15 protein-coding genes are annotated in these 15,343 nt (G+C 48.7%); 3 read left to right on the forward strand and 12 right to left on the reverse strand.

The annotated features are described in order from the left end of the window. Positions 1 to 16 precede the first annotated feature (16 nt). The 3 genes from NGM66_RS01080 to NGM66_RS01090 are packed head-to-tail and all read right to left on the reverse strand — an operon-like array spanning position 17 to position 2,819. Positions 17 to 1,693, reverse strand: coding sequence for a propanediol/glycerol family dehydratase large subunit (locus tag NGM66_RS01080; RefSeq protein ID WP_208908469.1), 1,677 nt, complete (start codon positions 1,691 to 1,693; stop codon positions 17 to 19). A gap of 16 nt (positions 1,694 to 1,709) precedes the next feature. After that, complete coding sequence (gene pduB, locus NGM66_RS01085; protein ID WP_208908467.1) at positions 1,710 to 2,522, reverse strand: propanediol utilization microcompartment protein PduB; 813 nt, start codon at positions 2,520 to 2,522, stop codon at positions 1,710 to 1,712. A gap of 18 nt (positions 2,523 to 2,540) precedes the next feature. Beyond that, positions 2,541 to 2,819, reverse strand: coding sequence for a BMC domain-containing protein (locus tag NGM66_RS01090; RefSeq protein ID WP_208908458.1), 279 nt, complete (start codon positions 2,817 to 2,819; stop codon positions 2,541 to 2,543). A 301-nt stretch (positions 2,820 to 3,120) separates the two neighbouring features. On the opposite strand from NGM66_RS01090, the gene NGM66_RS01095 reads away from it, so the two are divergent. After that, on the forward strand, positions 3,121 to 4,218 hold the full coding sequence (locus NGM66_RS01095) for a helix-turn-helix domain-containing protein (RefSeq protein ID WP_208908456.1): 1,098 nt from the start codon (positions 3,121 to 3,123) through the stop codon (positions 4,216 to 4,218). A gap of 122 nt (positions 4,219 to 4,340) precedes the next feature. On the opposite strand, the gene NGM66_RS01100 is transcribed toward NGM66_RS01095, so the two are convergent. The 9 genes from NGM66_RS01100 to NGM66_RS01140 form a co-directional block, all read right to left on the reverse strand. Beyond that, the gene (locus tag NGM66_RS01100) at positions 4,341 to 5,048 is read right to left on the reverse strand and encodes an MIP/aquaporin family protein (RefSeq protein ID WP_208908454.1); all 708 of its coding nucleotides are present in this window, start codon (positions 5,046 to 5,048) and stop codon (positions 4,341 to 4,343) included. 257 nt (positions 5,049 to 5,305) lie between these two features. Next, positions 5,306 to 6,010 (reverse strand): DUF4430 domain-containing protein, encoded by a 705-nt coding sequence (locus tag NGM66_RS01105; protein WP_208908452.1) that lies wholly within the window; start codon positions 6,008 to 6,010, stop codon positions 5,306 to 5,308. 28 nt (positions 6,011 to 6,038) lie between these two features. Then, on the reverse strand, positions 6,039 to 7,088 hold the full coding sequence (locus NGM66_RS01110; protein ID WP_208908442.1) for a prenyltransferase/squalene oxidase repeat-containing protein: 1,050 nt from the start codon (positions 7,086 to 7,088) through the stop codon (positions 6,039 to 6,041). Between the two features lie 15 nt (positions 7,089 to 7,103). Continuing rightward, positions 7,104 to 7,721, reverse strand: coding sequence for an ECF transporter S component (locus NGM66_RS01115; protein WP_245155336.1), 618 nt, complete (start codon positions 7,719 to 7,721; stop codon positions 7,104 to 7,106). Between the two features lie 91 nt (positions 7,722 to 7,812). Then, positions 7,813 to 9,468, reverse strand: coding sequence for an ABC transporter ATP-binding protein (locus tag NGM66_RS01120; protein ID WP_208908440.1), 1,656 nt, complete (start codon positions 9,466 to 9,468; stop codon positions 7,813 to 7,815). After that, positions 9,456 to 10,352, reverse strand: a complete 897-nt coding sequence (locus NGM66_RS01125) for an energy-coupling factor transporter transmembrane component T (protein WP_208908438.1) — start codon at positions 10,350 to 10,352, stop codon at positions 9,456 to 9,458. Before NGM66_RS01125 ends, NGM66_RS01120 begins: the two co-directional genes overlap by 13 nt. A 1,011-nt stretch (positions 10,353 to 11,363) precedes the next feature. After that, positions 11,364 to 12,002 carry a TetR/AcrR family transcriptional regulator gene (locus NGM66_RS01130; RefSeq protein WP_208908428.1) on the reverse strand — a complete coding sequence of 213 codons (639 nt, stop codon included), beginning with the start codon at positions 12,000 to 12,002 and terminating at the stop codon, positions 11,364 to 11,366. 68 nt (positions 12,003 to 12,070) lie between these two features. Continuing rightward, positions 12,071 to 13,291 carry an ABC transporter permease gene (locus NGM66_RS01135; protein ID WP_208908425.1) on the reverse strand — a complete coding sequence of 407 codons (1,221 nt, stop codon included), beginning with the start codon at positions 13,289 to 13,291 and terminating at the stop codon, positions 12,071 to 12,073. Further along, positions 13,291 to 14,013: an ABC transporter ATP-binding protein gene (locus NGM66_RS01140; protein WP_208908423.1), complete on the reverse strand. Its 723-nt coding sequence runs from the start codon at positions 14,011 to 14,013 to the stop codon at positions 13,291 to 13,293. Before NGM66_RS01140 ends, NGM66_RS01135 begins: the two co-directional genes overlap by 1 nt. Positions 14,014 to 14,172: 159 nt before the next feature. Here NGM66_RS01140 and NGM66_RS01145 point away from each other — a divergent pair, with 159 nt between their 5' ends. Both NGM66_RS01145 and NGM66_RS01150 read left to right on the forward strand, forming a co-directional pair. Next, on the forward strand, positions 14,173 to 14,601 hold the full coding sequence (locus NGM66_RS01145; protein ID WP_208908421.1) for a MarR family winged helix-turn-helix transcriptional regulator: 429 nt from the start codon (positions 14,173 to 14,175) through the stop codon (positions 14,599 to 14,601). A gap of 45 nt (positions 14,602 to 14,646) precedes the next feature. Then, complete coding sequence (locus NGM66_RS01150; RefSeq protein WP_245155311.1) at positions 14,647 to 15,228, forward strand: alpha/beta fold hydrolase; 582 nt, start codon at positions 14,647 to 14,649, stop codon at positions 15,226 to 15,228. Positions 15,229 to 15,343: the final 115 nt, after the last annotated feature.

Genomic DNA, 15,343 nt, shown 5'->3' on the forward strand with positions numbered 1-15,343 from the left:
TAACCCCCTTTTCGGCCTAAAGCTGCATATTCTGTGGATCGATAGCAAACGGCAAGTTCTTGATCCGTTCCCATTCGTCCTTGTCTTCTTCCAAGCGGTAACCGGTACCAGGACCTTGGTAATCGTTAGCATCATTGACTGCAGAAATAACATTCCACTTTTCATCAAAAATAGCTGATGTTTGTAAGAAGTCACCACAGACCTTTTGCTTCTGCAGATCTAAGACGGCCTGAGCAGTATCTTTGTAACCATGGTTGTAAAGTGCCTTAACAATATCGACACCAGTCGTACCACGATCCATTAACTCTTGAGCAGCCTTCATATCTTCAACCATGTTACGGTCTGGCATGTCAGCTGAAGTATTAGCGTATGTAGCCGCCTCTACTTCTTCATCAGTAATCTTTGGTAGTCCAAGATCGTCAAAGACAGCTTGCAAGGACTTAGCAGCCTTGTTCCGTGATTTGATGATGGTTTCTTCATCTACAGGGTGAATCCCACCATTAACACCTAAATCACGTTCCATGACATAGTAATCATCATAATCCATTGCATCAGTGTTTGAACCAGCAAAGGTGTTATCATAGTTTGGCGTTGATGAGTAACCAGAAGAAATGTAATCCGTCCCAGCAATAAATTGCCCCATCAAACGTTCAGTACGACGCATATCTGAATGAGAGAATGCTTGGTCGTTAGCTGAAGCACATTCCAAATCAAGCATCATGCACAAGAGGTTTTCGCCTAAAACAGAACGAATACCAGCTGGTACTGATCCAGGAATTCCGATACAACTTACACCACCGTTTTGAAGGCCTTGTACACCAGAAGCCTTGGTAATGAAGATACAACGTGATTCCAGGTAAAGCATTGATTTGCCTTCGGTATATCCCATCATTACTTCGGAACCAGAACCTGATGTAAACCGCATCTTAAGTCCACGAGAAGCATAGCAGGAAGCCAAGAAACCTTTGGACCAAGGCGTATCATCACCATCAGTGAAGACCTTATCTGTACCATAAACGGAAATAGTTTCAGCATATCCGGTAAATCCACGCATCCCTAAGCTTAATTCAAGCGCTTCTTCAACAGAGCATTGCGTGATAACACCTGGACGACCAGTCTGTGCACCGACCATTAAGGCAATCGCATTCAGCGGAGCGTAACGTGCAACGGCAGTCGTCGTTTCTTGTTCAGGGAATCCACGCAATGCAGCATCAGCGGCATCAGCAGCAATTTGAACAGGATTGTCACGAATGTTAGTAACGTGGCATTGCGTAGCAGGAGTCCGACGTGGACGCATCTTTTGCGTAGCCATAATCATTTCAGCAAAGTTTAACTTGCTAATTACTTCTTCGGCTTTTGCAGGCGTCATAGCGGTCGTGATCTCGATAATATCCTTACGGGAAACGTTGGGGTCACACAGCATATTAGCAATCTTAGTTGAATCCATTGCCATAACTTTTTCTGCATTCTCTAACTTAATTCCGTAATTAGCAATGTACAGATCAATCAGGTCAAAGTCGTCACGCTTCTTTTCATCTAATTCCGTGACGATGCCATTTTCAATCTTGATGCTAGGCTTGGGATCATTAGGACCCATCATAGCGACGAATCCTTCTTCAGGCCATTCTTTAACGAAACCATCTAAATGGATTGGTCGCTTTTCAAGTTCTTCAAATCTTTTTTGACGTTTCAATTAAATATCCCCCTTTTTAGTGAATGTACGATGGAAAATCGTTTACTGGCTTTTCGCCTAATTGAGCTAAAAGTTTTAAGCCAACCTCACGACCAGCGATAACTGCTTGGCGAACAGCTCCGGAATCTCCGCTGATGTGAACGATACCTTCATTGGAAAAACTTGTACCGTGGCCAGGTGAAGCAAAGGACAAGACATCGACACCAGCTGTCTTAATAGCCGTATCTGCCATAACGACACCAATTCCTGAAGGAGCACCACAAATTAATCCGTAAGCTTTTCCTTCTGGAGCGCCAAAGGCAAGGTGGCAAGCACCAGCTGCACGGGCAGTAAATTGTAATTCTAGATGCCCTGCTGCAGAGTTATAAACATCGCCGAATGTCCGGCTAAGATTATCAAGTGCGACTTGAATGGCTGAGCGAACATCAGATGGATCATACCCACCAATCAGAAGTAAGACACCATGTCCGGCGCCACCCTTTGTATCCCGTGGCATTTCGACATCAATAACTTCTGTATTAGTTGCCTTAACCGCTTCATCCATAGCCATGATTTGTGGACCAGCACCGGTCCGTGAACTAAGTACACCAATAACTGTAAAACGTTTGTTTACGTGTAAATTATCAAGTAATAATTTATCCACACTGGGAATACACATACCAATTGTGTCCCCAGTCTCAGAAGCCCCAACAAATTCTGGGACAACACTAGTTGAATTCAAAAAGTTATCCATTGTTTTTCCTCCCGATGACTGCGAGGCCGACTTAACCGTTACCCCGTGACGCAGAAGTTCTTTGACGATTTGATCCATTAACTGCTGATTCGCCATCTGAAATTACCTGCTTACTTATTTTTTGGTTGGCAGAATTTTTTCAACATCTGTATGTGGACGTGGAATAACGTAATTGGAAAGAACCTCACCAATATTTTCTGCGGCAGAAACTCCAGCATCAACAGCGGCTTTGACGGCACCAACGTCGCCACGAACCATGGTAGTAACTAACCCGTGGCCAATCTTTTCTTGACCAACTAAGTCAACGTTAGCAGCCTTAACCATTGCATCAGCTGCTTCAATAGCAGCAACTAAACCTTTTGTTTCGATTAAACCAAGTGCTTCTTGTTCCATGATAGAACCTCCAATTTTTGGCTGGACAGTAATTACCGCCCGTTCTCTTAAAACGCTTACATTGTACAAAGCCTCACTAATACTATTTATCGCAAAATAGTACTTTTTGTGACAAAAAAGTGGGAATCGGTGGTTAAGTCATAAAAAGCTCAAAATATTACAAAGAAACTGTAAATTTCCACTTGCAGTTATGCTAAATTTCCCCTACAATAATTCTGTGGTAGCGTATTCATTACTATTTTGACAATATGTTTTGGTAAATAACTTCTTTCGGAAAATTCAATTATTGGGGGAAATAAACATGCCCACTTATTCACCAAGTCAGGAAGATTATCGGAAACTTGCACACTCATTAGCGAAGTTCACCAGTCTAACTCAAATTAATACCATCTTTTTTGATTTCACTGGCATCCTTTTAAAGGACGATTTTGTTTACGTTAATCAATCTGTCATTGAAGACAATTTAGCTCACCAAGGATTTGATGAATACGCGCTATTACCTGTGAGTCGAAATATCCAGCTCTGGGGAGCTATCATGTGTGATAGTTCTACCGTTTCAAAGAAACGATTGTTTCTCTCACGTGCTTACTTAGAAGATGCCATGCGTCAAATTTTTACTGAAAAGGCCTTGGGGAGAATCAGTGTCTGGGAACCATTGACTTCTGATCAAGCCAGCCAGATTGGTGCTCTAAATGCCTTCATCACTATGGGAAAGAACTCTACCAATGAGCTCTCAAAATTTGCGAACTCTACGATATCAACGACAGCAAAAGAACACCCCATTGATAATGATGAGGTCTTTCACAGCGTGACCTCTGCAATTGATTACATTCGAAAGAATATTCAACACCCCATTTCATTAAATGAGGTCGCTCAGCATGCTTTTCTATCTCCTTCATATCTCAGTCGTTTATTTAAAAAATATCTACACGTTAATTTTGTGGAATACGTTAATAATCAAAAAATAGCTCTGGCTCAAGAAAAACTATTACTTACCTTGACTCCAATTAGTCAAATCTCTACCCAAATCGGCTTTGCACAAACCAGCTATTTCACCAAAATTTTCAAGAAAAAAACTGGTATGACGCCCTCTGAGTATCGACAACGTAACCATACAATTAAAAAGATTTACACGATTCCTCGTGACTTAAATTGGAACGAGCAAGGAAGCATCATTGACGCTTCTAAGAACTACTTTGAAAATAATCATATCGGTTGGAAAACTGAATCGTCAGAAGGCGCCATCTATGTCAACAGCATTGGTGAGCTCAATGACGCAGGCGGCGATCGTGGCTGGATCTATACCGTAGACGGTCAGCAACCCACTCAACCTGCGGATGAAATTTCAGTTGAAAACAAGTCAGTTATTCAATGGGTCTACACTGGAAACGATAATTGAACCTAATTCGTCGAAAATAAAAGAATACCCATATGGGCTGTTTCTCCTTTTCAGGGGGCAGCACCATATGGGTATTTTATTATTCAGCCTTCTGTATCCGCTTACATTTCAATAACTAAAAATCATTTAATCAGTGCTTGTAAGCCAGCTGCTAAGATACCACCAACGATAGGGCCACACATCGGTACCCAAGCATATGACCATTCGCTAGATGACTTGTGTGGAATTGGCATTAGCGTATGAGCAAGCCGAGGTCCCCAGTCACGTGCTGGATTCAACGCAAATCCAGTCGTTGTACCTAGTCCCATCCCAACTACAGCAATTAATAAGCCTACGATAAACGGCTTAAGCCCTTGTGAAAAGTCACCTAAGTTTAATAAGATGAAGACAAACGCCCAAGTAGCAATGGTTTCAGATAGAAAATTAAATACTGGATTATTGATTGCTGGACGAGTTGCAAATATACCAACAGTATTGCCAGATGCATCATCAGGTGTCTCTTTAAAATGTGGATAAAATTGAATGATAACAATTACCGCACCAACAAACGCACCTAGAAACTGTCCTAATAGATAGGGAACAACTTCACCCCAGGGGAAGAAACCAAATAAAGCGAATCCAATCGTAACTGCCGGATTCAAATGACCGTCTGATCCCAACGCACCACCAACGTAAACACCCATCGTAACTGCCAAACCCCAGGCAAGACTGACATAGGTCCAATTCGAACCCTTTGCATACGTCTGTTTCAAATTAATACTCGCACCTGTGCCTGCACCTAGTACGATTAAAATCATTGTCCCAAAAAACTCGCCAATAAAGCCACTCATATAAAACACCTGCCCTTAAATTATTAATTGAACAAGCGTAGTTTACCACACACCCCCCTATCCATTTTTTACAATCCGAATAACTATTTTGTCCTTTAACTTCTCTAACACACTTATAATCGCATTTACTAGTTCAATTTAATGTTAATAAAACTATCCTGACCACCAACTACTCCAAAAATTAGTATTTTATTAATTTTTATAACAAAAAAACAGGTACACAGCATATCGCACTGCATACCTGTTAAATCACCACATCAATACCCCTTAGTCGTAAAGTACCAATGCACCTTATCACCGTTCTTAACCGACTTCAGGTTAGCGGCCTTGTCAATGAATTTGCCGTTGACCCGGTACTTCCAGCCGCTCCCTGCCTTGATGTCGTTTTGGGCAAGGCCGTTGATGCTGCTAACGTACACGGCCGCACCCTGTTGAGCAACGAGCTTCAGTTTGGACGACTGGAGCACGGTGAAGGCGTTCGACTTACTCGTCAGCTTCACTTGCCCATCGAAGAAGGTCTTCTTGTACCCACTCACGACCAAATGCGCTTCCGCTGCAGACCGCGTCTTTTTGACAGCCGGCTTGGTTTTCGCCGCCTGGTGCTTGGTCGTCTTCGCCTTTTTCGACCGCTTCGTCACCGACTTGGCAGCTGACGAACTCGCTGCTACCGAGCTCGCTGTCGATGACTGACGCTGCGCTGACGGCTTTGTGGCTGACGAGGCTGAGGTCGTTTTCGTCGTTGTTTTCTTAGATGAAGATGACCGTTGATGCTTCTTCTTGGCAACGGAACTACTAGTCGCAGCCGATGATGAGGTCGACGTTGACGCCGACGAGCTAGTGGCGACCGCAGCCGTATCTGGCTCGGCCGCTTGACTCTGACGGCTCTGCTGGAAGGCCAGCGCGCCACCAATGACCAATATTGTGACGACTACTGCTGCGATAATCCATCTAGTCCTTTTCATGCAAAAATCTCCTTAACTCTGAACTGAATTACTTGAAGGAATAAACTAACTTCTTCGTGTAAACACCGTTGTGGGCAGCACTAGCAGCAACACTCACTTGACCGTAAGCCAAGACCATGCTGTAAGCATCCTTGATGGAGCCATCGGCCTTAACGTAGCTGAACATTGCCTTCAAAGGCGTTGCCGTTTGGCCCTTCTTGATAGCCTTCTTGTTCACAAACTTAAAGGACGTCTTAGTCGTCGATAATGCCAAGATGCCTTCAGCAGTGGAGTTCGCGTTAGGATTTTCCTTACCAGCGTAAGTGAACCCAAAGGCACCACTCTTGTAGATGTTCTTCTTCAAGTAGTTCCGGCCAGCAACTTCTGCCTTCTTGACCGTCTTGTTCTTGCTCTTACCCAACATCATGGCGTTAACTGCAGCGGCCGTCGTATCACTATCGACACTGGCAACCGTGTTGTTGTAAGACCAGCCATTGTTGGATTGCTTGTTCTTAGCAATCTTCAAGCTCAAAGAATTCTTAGAGAATTTCGCCTTGCTAGGCTTCTTGAATGTCTTGTTAGATGAAACGGCAACCAATGCTTGACTTTGAACGTTAACCGTTTGTTTGGTCATGGATTCCTTGTATAACTTATTAACCAAGTTCATGTTCTTCTTGGCACCAGCTGGCTTGTACTTCGTTGGGTTCAAACCAACTGCTTGTAAGCCAATGATTGCCGTTGCCAAAGTTGCTGGGTCACTCTTGCTGTTGATAACCAAGTTCTTCTTGATCAACTTTTTGTTTGCCTTAGTAAACTTGTAGCCTTGCTTCTTCAAGCCTAACAGGAAATCAGAGTAACCGGCAGCGGCCCCAGTGGTTGGGTAAGCGGACTTACTGAAGATCTTGGCTTTGCCGTTGACCCCATCCTTATTTTGTTTCATCATCTTTTTAGCGTATGTATAGAGCGCCTTTTGCTTACTCTTTTGTGATTTCTTGGAAGCGACCTTAACACTAGCGGCGTTGACATCCATGACTGGTACAACGGCCCCTAAAGCCATAACGGCGGTTAATGAAGCAGCGATTAACTTATTGTTCAACATGAAAAATATCCCCTTTTATAATATATTGTACTTCGTGATTAAACGGTCCATGAGCTTACGCCACGGGTGGTACAGGAGTAACAAACTAATTGCATTCGTTGCGGCGTGCATCGCGTCAAACATCAAACTGGCCGCAAATGACAGGAAGAAACTGGCTGGCCGCAAGGGACGTACATACGCCAAGGCGTACCAGAGATCCAGGATCCAACCGAACCAAAATCCCCACAGGGCTCCCCAGACGACCATGACCCAGACGTTATTCTTCAATTGCGTCCGGCCTAGCAATCCAGTCGTCAGGCCCATCAGGCCCCAGGCCAACATTTGCCACGGCGTCCACGGTCCTTGCCCCAAAAACAGGTTCGAGACCAACGCCATCATGGAACCGGAGACGAAGCCCAATTCCGGTCCCAGGCTGACGGCACTGACGATCACCACAAAGCTGGTCAACTGCACGTTGGGAATCGCCGCCAACGGCACCCGGCCAATGACGCCTAACGCCACGATGACCGCCAAGAAAACCAGCAGTCGCGTGCCCATTTGCCGCTTTTCAAAATGCCAGTAGGCTGGCAACAAGCTGCAAGCCAAGCAGGCAAAGCTAAAGATAATAAAGTGATGCCCCTTCACCAACAACATGCCGCCGAGCAATACCAGTATCAAGACCACCGGGACGATTAAATTCCAACTACTCTTCCACCAGCCACGCTGTTCGATAATTCTCACCTCCTTAAATGGTTTCGTGGGTCACATCTTGGCTAAACAAGGCACTCGGCACCTGCTGGCGGACCAGCCGATTGACTGCAGTCGTCGACAAGAAGTTCTCCGTGAAGAATTGACGCGTCGGCTGCGGTTGATTGAGTCGGCCATCAAACATGAAGGTACAAGCGTCGGCAAACTCGGCACAAAAGTCCATGTCGTGACTCGCCATGATGAGGGTCAACCCAGCCGCGTGAGCTTGTTGCAAGACGTGGCCCACCAGCAATTTGGTTGCTGGATCCAGGCCCTTGGTCGGTTCGTCTAGCAACAGGACTTCTGGCTTCGTGATCAGTGCCAACGCCATCCCCAGCAGCTGCTGTTGCCCACCACTGAGGTCAAACGCGTTTTGTGTGGCCACCTTCGTTAGCTGGAAAGTCTTCAACATAGCTGTCACCCGTTCGGCCACCGTAGCCCCGTCACCACCGGTAAGCTTGGCCTGCGCCGTCAGTTCCTCGGTCACCGTGTCGCCGCTGAATTGTTCCGTCGGATTTTGCGACAGAAAACTCAGTCGTTGCAGACGGTCGGCATTTTTCATCTTCCACACCACGTGCTGGTCGAGCTTGACCTTACCGTGTTGCGGCTTGCGCAGGCCCGCCAATACGCTGAGTAGTGTGGATTTGCCAGACCCATTTTTGCCGATGATGGCCAGCCAACTGCCCGGTTTAACATCTAGGTCGACCTGATGCAGGATGTCGCCAGTCGTTGGGTAGCGGAGAGAGACGCCACTTGCCGTCAAGCTGAAATCACTGGGCGGTGTGTTGGGCCGCGGCGCTTGCGGCGGTACCGCCGTAAACCGCCAACCCTGCTGGGCAATCATCCGGCGGCCGGTCGTCACCGTTAGCGGCAAGTCGTCGACCGGCAACCGCTGATCCAAGAAGAACGCGGGTACTGCCGGCACAAATGGCCGCAACGCCGGGTCCGCTTGCATCCGCACCAGTCCCGCCGACACGGGACCATCGTAGGTCAACCGGCCGTGTTCCAACAACACCATCCGGTTGGCCAGCGCCAGCACCCGGTTCAGCCGGTGCTCCGTCAACACGATAGTAATTGCCAACTCGTCGTGCACCTGTTGTAAAATATTGAGAAAATTTTGCGCGGTGGTCGGGTCCAACTGTGCGGTCGGCTCGTCCAACAGAATGACCTGTGGTTTGAGCGCGAGCACCGACGCCAGATTGACCAGCTGCAATTGGCCGCCAGACAGGTCGTCGATTGGCAAATGCAACAGTTGGTTTAATCCCAAGAAATTGGCGACTTCGGCGATGCGACCGTTCATGGCCGCCGTTGAGTACCCTAAATTTTCTAAAGGAAACGCCAATTCCTCAATCACCGTCGCCATGATGGGTTGGACTTGCGGGTCCTGTGCCACGTAGCCCAACTGCTGGGCACTCACGTCGCTGGTCAAATCCGCAACCGGTGTTCCTTGATAGGTCACTCGTCCTTGCTGGATGCCCGCCGGCTTGAGTTCTTTTTTCAATTGCTTGAGCAACGTGGTCTTACCACTACCAGTCGCCCCCACGACCGTGACGAAATCCCCCGCATGGATCTGCAGGGAAACGTCCGTCAAGGTCGGGGTCGTCTGCCCGGCATAGGTAAAGGTCAGATGCTCACTTTTGATCAATTCTCGCATACGCGGTATCCCACCTCACCCATCAACGGTAAACTTGCAAAAATCAAGACACTGCCGGCCAACCACCAGTCACCGCCATTTAGCGTCGTGAACTGTGTGATGTCACCGGTCCAGCCCCAGCCCAACGTGCGCAGGCCAATCACCAGCACAAACATGACCAGGGTCACCAGACCAAAGGCGCCGTCCATCGCCTGCCAACGATATGTTTGGTAATGGCTACGTTTCTTGTTGCCAAAGCCGCGCGCTTCCATCAACACGGCCGTCTCCATGGCTGAAGAGACCGAATCGATCAACAGGACGCGCAAAAGCTGCCCGGTCTTCTGCAATCGCAGTCGCCAGGAACCCTCGCCGACCACGACGCCACGGGTCTTTTGCAGCATGACCAGCCGCCGAAACTTTTGCGTGAAGAGATTGACCATCCGCAGTGAAATCGTCAGGAGCATTGCCAGCCGTGGCACCACCGGAAACAAGAGATAGCTGAGCTTAGGCGTGGTGATCACCCCATTGAACAGGACGAATGCCAGAATCATACCACCCAGTGACAGCGCCATGGTCAGCCCATACAAGACGGCGGTCTGGGTCACGCGAAATGTCAAGCCACCCAAATGACCCACCCACAAAGCATGGGTCCCGGTCTGATTCAACACCACGTTGAACGCCCAGATCAGCGCCATCAGTGACCCGACCCCTTTGAGCGTGCCCCAAACCTTTTGTCGGTTAAAATACCAGCCACACAACCCACACAGGCTGGCGAAAAGGACCAGTGTCAGCAGTAAGTGGTTAAAGATCAGCAGTAATGTGAAGAGTTCAACGAAGTAACCAGCCGCCACCAACGGGTGTAACCGGCTGAAAAAAGTCATTTCATCAAAGATACCAACCTGCATAGTCTCTTGCCACCCGCTTTCTTGAAACCGTTTTCCAGGTTTCCATCTTATCATTTTTTTCCGCGCTGGGTCCACAATATCTTGTTAAGATTATCCTTTTTTGTACTACCAATAGCGCTTTTTTGTGATTTTAAGTTATTCTTGTCCGTACGGGTAGAAATTATACCAGTAACCTAGTCCATTTTGCTAACCCACAATTAAAAAGATGGGGCCTTGACTTAGGTTCACCACCAGTTGCGCACGGATTTAGCTAGTTTTCACTTCTTTTCACATGTTTTTGAAAATTAAATGACTCCCACGGCTGAACCCATATTTGGCGGACTCACGGCTACGTAGCAGATCAACCACTCATGTAGCTGAACGTTACGATTCCAGCAATATTCCTGCTGAATTTGTGGCCGATTTCTAGCGTAACCGACCGGTGTACCGACTGACAGGGGAGTTGTAGACCCGTCCCACCACCTCAAAGGCGTCAAGCAAAAAGGGATGTCCCCCGGCCACCTGGCCCAGGTACATCCCTTATCAATATCCACGACTAATTAAAGGTTGAAAGTAGCTAAATATCATTTGCGCCCCCCAAGATTCATAGCGATAAAATTAGCTATCTACCGTTTCCCGGTGAGAACTGGCGGACTCTCGGCTACAAGCGTACTTGCCAGTAGCGATTGATTTAGCCCAGGTAGCCGCTGCTTTACCACCTGACTCTACTAGGTCCAACACAGGGTTACTGATAAACACTAACTTGCCGGAGGCAGCCAGGGTGGAGCCAGCTGTGTCGACGGTGTAGGCTGAGGTTTTGTCTCAGCCTACACCGTGGGACAACTTGAGAGCCTGGCGGGTTTAGCCTGGCTTTCAAGCGGACCGGCAGACCGCTTCTCAGGCTGGCGGTGTTCCCCAGAGCAGGCGGAACCCTGGCTGACGCAGGCTCCTGGTTTCGCCAATCTTAGTGGACAGAACACTGTCACTCTGGAAATCAACGCGCTAATTTTAATCTTTCAATCCATAACTAGCCTATTTTTTAATCGTCCGCACGATCTGTTCCGTGATTATCTGCAGGTCCTGCGCCTCGCCGTGCACCAGCACTGGTGCGTAACTACTCTGAATCACGTACACCATCAACTGGCCCGCTAGAATACGGACGATGCCCGCAGCGTCGATGTCTTTACGTAATTCACCAGTCCGGGCAAAATTCTTCATCAATTCACTAAGAAAATCAAAATCCTTGTTTGAAATCAACTTTACAAATAACTGCCGCATCTCTTCGCTCGTCATCATTTCCATGACGATGATTTTCACGGCTTCTTGGTTTTCCTTGATGAAGTGATACCGGTCGGTCACGATAAACTTCACCATTTCCGGTAACGTTTCACAAGCCGTGATACCTTGGAAGAATTCATCACGGTAAGCCGGAAAGAAATGTTCCATTACCGGGCGAACAATGGCCAACAGGAGATCTTGCTTGGTATGAAAGTATTTAAAGATGGTGGCCTGACTCACCCCGGCCTCTTCTGCCACCTGGACAGTCGAGGTCCCATCGAAACCGTTCTCTGAGAACAGCGCCATGGCGGCCGTCAACGCCGCTTTCTTCCCTTTAGGCATCTGTTCATGTTCCAGCCAGTCACGATAGCTTTTGAAAATGTTTGGCTCCACGCCACTCACCCTTTCTAACAGTCTTCCTAGCCATTATACGCGACTTCGTTCACAATCTCATGTATTTTCTAGACTTTCCGGTAACGCCGTAAGCCGACGACGTTTAAAATCGTCAAGGCAACCAGAAAGACCAGCAGGACCAAGATGTTCCAGCCCTCGTCAAAGAGTGACGCCCCGCGCATGATGATAGCGTTGACGGCATCCCCGGAGTATTTCAACGGAATCACGTAGGAAATGTCGCTGACCCATTTGGCCATAGAATCCAACGGAATGATTCCAGAGAAGAAGACCTGAGGAATTACGACCAACGGAATGAACTGCATCATCTGGAACTCGGAGTTGGCAAACGTGGATAGCAGAATCCCAAAAGCCAAGGCGACTAACGCCAACAAGAGATTGATCACGACCACGCTGGCCATATTGCCGACGACCTCGATTCCTAGCAACCACACCGTAACCAGCACGATGACGATGGTTTGGATCACGGCTAAGATGCCGTAACTCAACATGTACCCGAAGACGATGGACGACCGCTTCACTGGTGTTGCCAGCAACCGGTCCAAGGTCCCCGTCGTCCGTTCCTTTAACAGCGCCATCCCAGAAATCAGGAAGACAAAGAAGAAGACGAAGAAGCCCATCAGAATCGGCAGCATTTTCGCAAAGTAGCCGGTATTCTTGTCGCCGTAAACGTAATGGTTGGTGATTTTCGGTGTCTGTTGACTCGTACTCTTGGTACTGGTCGTTGTCGACTTGGCCTTAGTGGCCGCCGCTTGTTTCGCTGCCGCAGTCGTGGCCGTTGTGGCCCCCGCCGTGGCGCTAGCTGCCTGTTGCTTTTGCATGGCTAAAAGCTCAGCTTGCAGTTTAGCCATCCCGGTCGTACTCTTCTTCAACGCCGTCTTCAACTGTCTAATACTCGTCGCCGTCAGGGCGTTCTTGAAGGCTAGTTTCACGGTCGCCGTCTTACTGGAATCCGTGTTGGCGTAGGTCAGGCTGTAATTGTGGCCATTTTTCTTAATGATGGCATCAATTTTTTCGTCGTGCAATGCGCGCTTGGCCGCCGTTTGCGTATCATACGTCTTGACGTCCACGTGCTTGATGTCGCCCATTTCTTTGTTTAATTTCTGGGTCACGGCGACGGTTCCAACATTGACGTTGGTCGTCGAGTTCGTGTTAAAAATCACGCTCATCAGTAGCATCACTAGGATTGGCGCAATAAACATCAACGCCAGTGTCCGCTTATCCCGGAATAACTCCTTGAGTACCCGGTTCATAATCCCAATCGTTCTCATTATTCAACACCCTCCGCCTTTAAGAAGACATCCTCGACCGTCGCAACACCGTACTGCTGTTTCAAGACGCTTGGCTTATCAAACGCCATCACTTCGCCGCCCAGCAACAAGGCCACCCGATCGACCAACTCTGCTTCATCCATCACGTGCGTCGTGATCAAAATGCTGCGACCCTCATCACGAATGCTACCCAGTTCAGCCCAGATTTGCCGCCGCAACGCTGGGTCGATGCCGACCGTCGGCTCATCTAAAATCAACAACTCCGGATTTCCTAGCAGCGCAATTGCCAGCGACAACCGCCGCATCATCCCACCGGAATATCCGGAAACACGCTTGTCCAAGTCAGCCGTTAAATCCACGACCTGCGCAGCGTGTGCGACTTCCTTAGCCATATCCGCCTTGGCGATGCCCTTCATCAACCCGTAAAATTTTAAATTTTCCCGACCTGACAGGGATTCGTACAACGCATCCGTTTGCGCCATGTAGCCGATTCGGCCCAGCAACTCGCGGTTAGGCATTTGGGTATCGAAGACTTTGGCGGACCCGCCGCTAGCAACTTCCATGCCCAGTGTCACTCTGATAACGGTCGACTTCCCGGCACCGGATGGCCCGATCAACCCAATGATCTCACCCCGATTCAATGTGAGATTGATGTCCTTGAGGACGATTTGATCGCCAAATTTTTTGGCTAAATGATTTAAGGCAATAATTGGTTTTGCCATAGTGATGACCTCCTAAATGTTCATGTGTGTAGGTGAGTGATCACTTACTTACCTGATAAAATGAGTATATACTCACCTAGAAGTTTTGTCAACAGGCCCTTGCAAAACTTTTAGAATCGGCGTACTGTGTATGTACACGATAAAGAAAGGACGATACGTATGGCACATCACTTTACCTCCACCTGTGCTTATTTCACGGCCGCACGCTACATGCGCAGCGTCGAGCAGTTGGCCGACCGGATCTACGCGCCGACTGGGATGAAACCCGCCTACGCCTACATCATGTTAGCCTTGGAGGACCAGCATCCTCAGACCATCAAGGCGCTGAGCACACACCTGGGCTACGAACGCTCCAGCATTTCGCGCATGGTCAAGACGCTGGCCAATCGGCAGTTGGTCACGCTCACGGCCCAGGGGCGGGCCACCAGTATCGATCTAACCGCCGCCAGTGCCGACTTTCTGCGCACCGCAAACGACTGCTTAACCGCCTTTAGCGACGCGACTGACGACCTGCTGGGTGACACCAAGGCGCCGATGACGGCGCTACTGACCGAAAATAATCAAAAATTACGGGAGGGTTTACAATAATTAGCTATCACACTGTTACCGTTAACGATTTAGACATCTTCTACCGTGAGGCCGGCGACCCTAGCCGACCACTTCCACGTGATTGCGCCGGACTACCCTGGTTTCGGCCAATCCAGCGCCCCCGACCACACCCAATTTGCCTACACCTTTGACCACCTGAGCGCCATCATGACGGCCCTTTGGCAAACGCTCGACCTGGGCCCCGCCTACATTTACGTCTTTGACTACGGCGCCCCAATTGGCTTCCGAATCGCCGCGGCTCACCCCGACTGGATCCGGGGCATCGTCAGTCAAAATGGCAACGTCTATCAGGCCGGTCTGGGACCCAAGTGGGCGGAACGTCAGGACTTCTGGGACCACCCGACGCCGGCCAAACGCGACAGTTACCGGACGGCCTTTGCCCCAGCCACGATTCGGGGCCAATACCTCACTGGGACCGCGCCGCACATGGTCAGTCCCGACGGCTACACGCTGGACATCGCCTACACCCAGACACCGGGGTATGCGGAGCGCCCTTTGGCTTCGACCGGTCCTTCCCACAGCGTCACGGTCCAAGTTTGGCGAACGGTAAGGCGGCCAGCCAGAACCAGCTACCAACTCAAAAATGCATCAGTAGCTGCGACTTAACCACAGTTACTGATGCATTTTTCTGTCTACTTGCGCGCAACGAATCGTAAGAATTTCTTAAGCCCACGCTAAACGGGTCACAAATACCTGGTGAATTTCGTTTGTAAAGGTAAGA

Origin of the sequence: Levilactobacillus yiduensis, from assembly GCF_024718525.1 — a bacterium.
Classification (GTDB): Bacteria; Bacillota; Bacilli; order Lactobacillales; family Lactobacillaceae; genus Levilactobacillus; species Levilactobacillus yiduensis.

Coding starts and splice junctions, on each gene's coding strand:
- NGM66_RS01105 (WP_208908452.1), bottom strand. CDS start 6,010: ATGAAAAGGACTAGATGGATTATCGCAGCAGTAGTCGTCACAATATTG.
- NGM66_RS01145 (WP_208908421.1), top strand. CDS start 14,173: ATGGCACATCACTTTACCTCCACCTGTGCTTATTTCACGGCCGCACGC.
- NGM66_RS01100 (WP_208908454.1), bottom strand. CDS start 5,048: ATGAGTGGCTTTATTGGCGAGTTTTTTGGGACAATGATTTTAATCGTA.
- NGM66_RS01140 (WP_208908423.1), bottom strand. CDS start 14,013: ATGGCAAAACCAATTATTGCCTTAAATCATTTAGCCAAAAAATTTGGC.
- NGM66_RS01090 (WP_208908458.1), bottom strand. CDS start 2,819: ATGGAACAAGAAGCACTTGGTTTAATCGAAACAAAAGGTTTAGTTGCT.
- NGM66_RS01115 (WP_245155336.1), bottom strand. CDS start 7,721: ATGTTGTTGGTGAAGGGGCATCACTTTATTATCTTTAGCTTTGCCTGC.
- NGM66_RS01125 (WP_208908438.1), bottom strand. CDS start 10,352: ATGCAGGTTGGTATCTTTGATGAAATGACTTTTTTCAGCCGGTTACAC.
- pduB (WP_208908467.1), bottom strand. CDS start 2,522: ATGGCGAATCAGCAGTTAATGGATCAAATCGTCAAAGAACTTCTGCGT.
- NGM66_RS01120 (WP_208908440.1), bottom strand. CDS start 9,468: ATGCGAGAATTGATCAAAAGTGAGCATCTGACCTTTACCTATGCCGGG.
- NGM66_RS01135 (WP_208908425.1), bottom strand. CDS start 13,291: ATGAGAACGATTGGGATTATGAACCGGGTACTCAAGGAGTTATTCCGG.
- NGM66_RS01095 (WP_208908456.1), top strand. CDS start 3,121: ATGCCCACTTATTCACCAAGTCAGGAAGATTATCGGAAACTTGCACAC.
- NGM66_RS01110 (WP_208908442.1), bottom strand. CDS start 7,088: ATGTTGAACAATAAGTTAATCGCTGCTTCATTAACCGCCGTTATGGCT.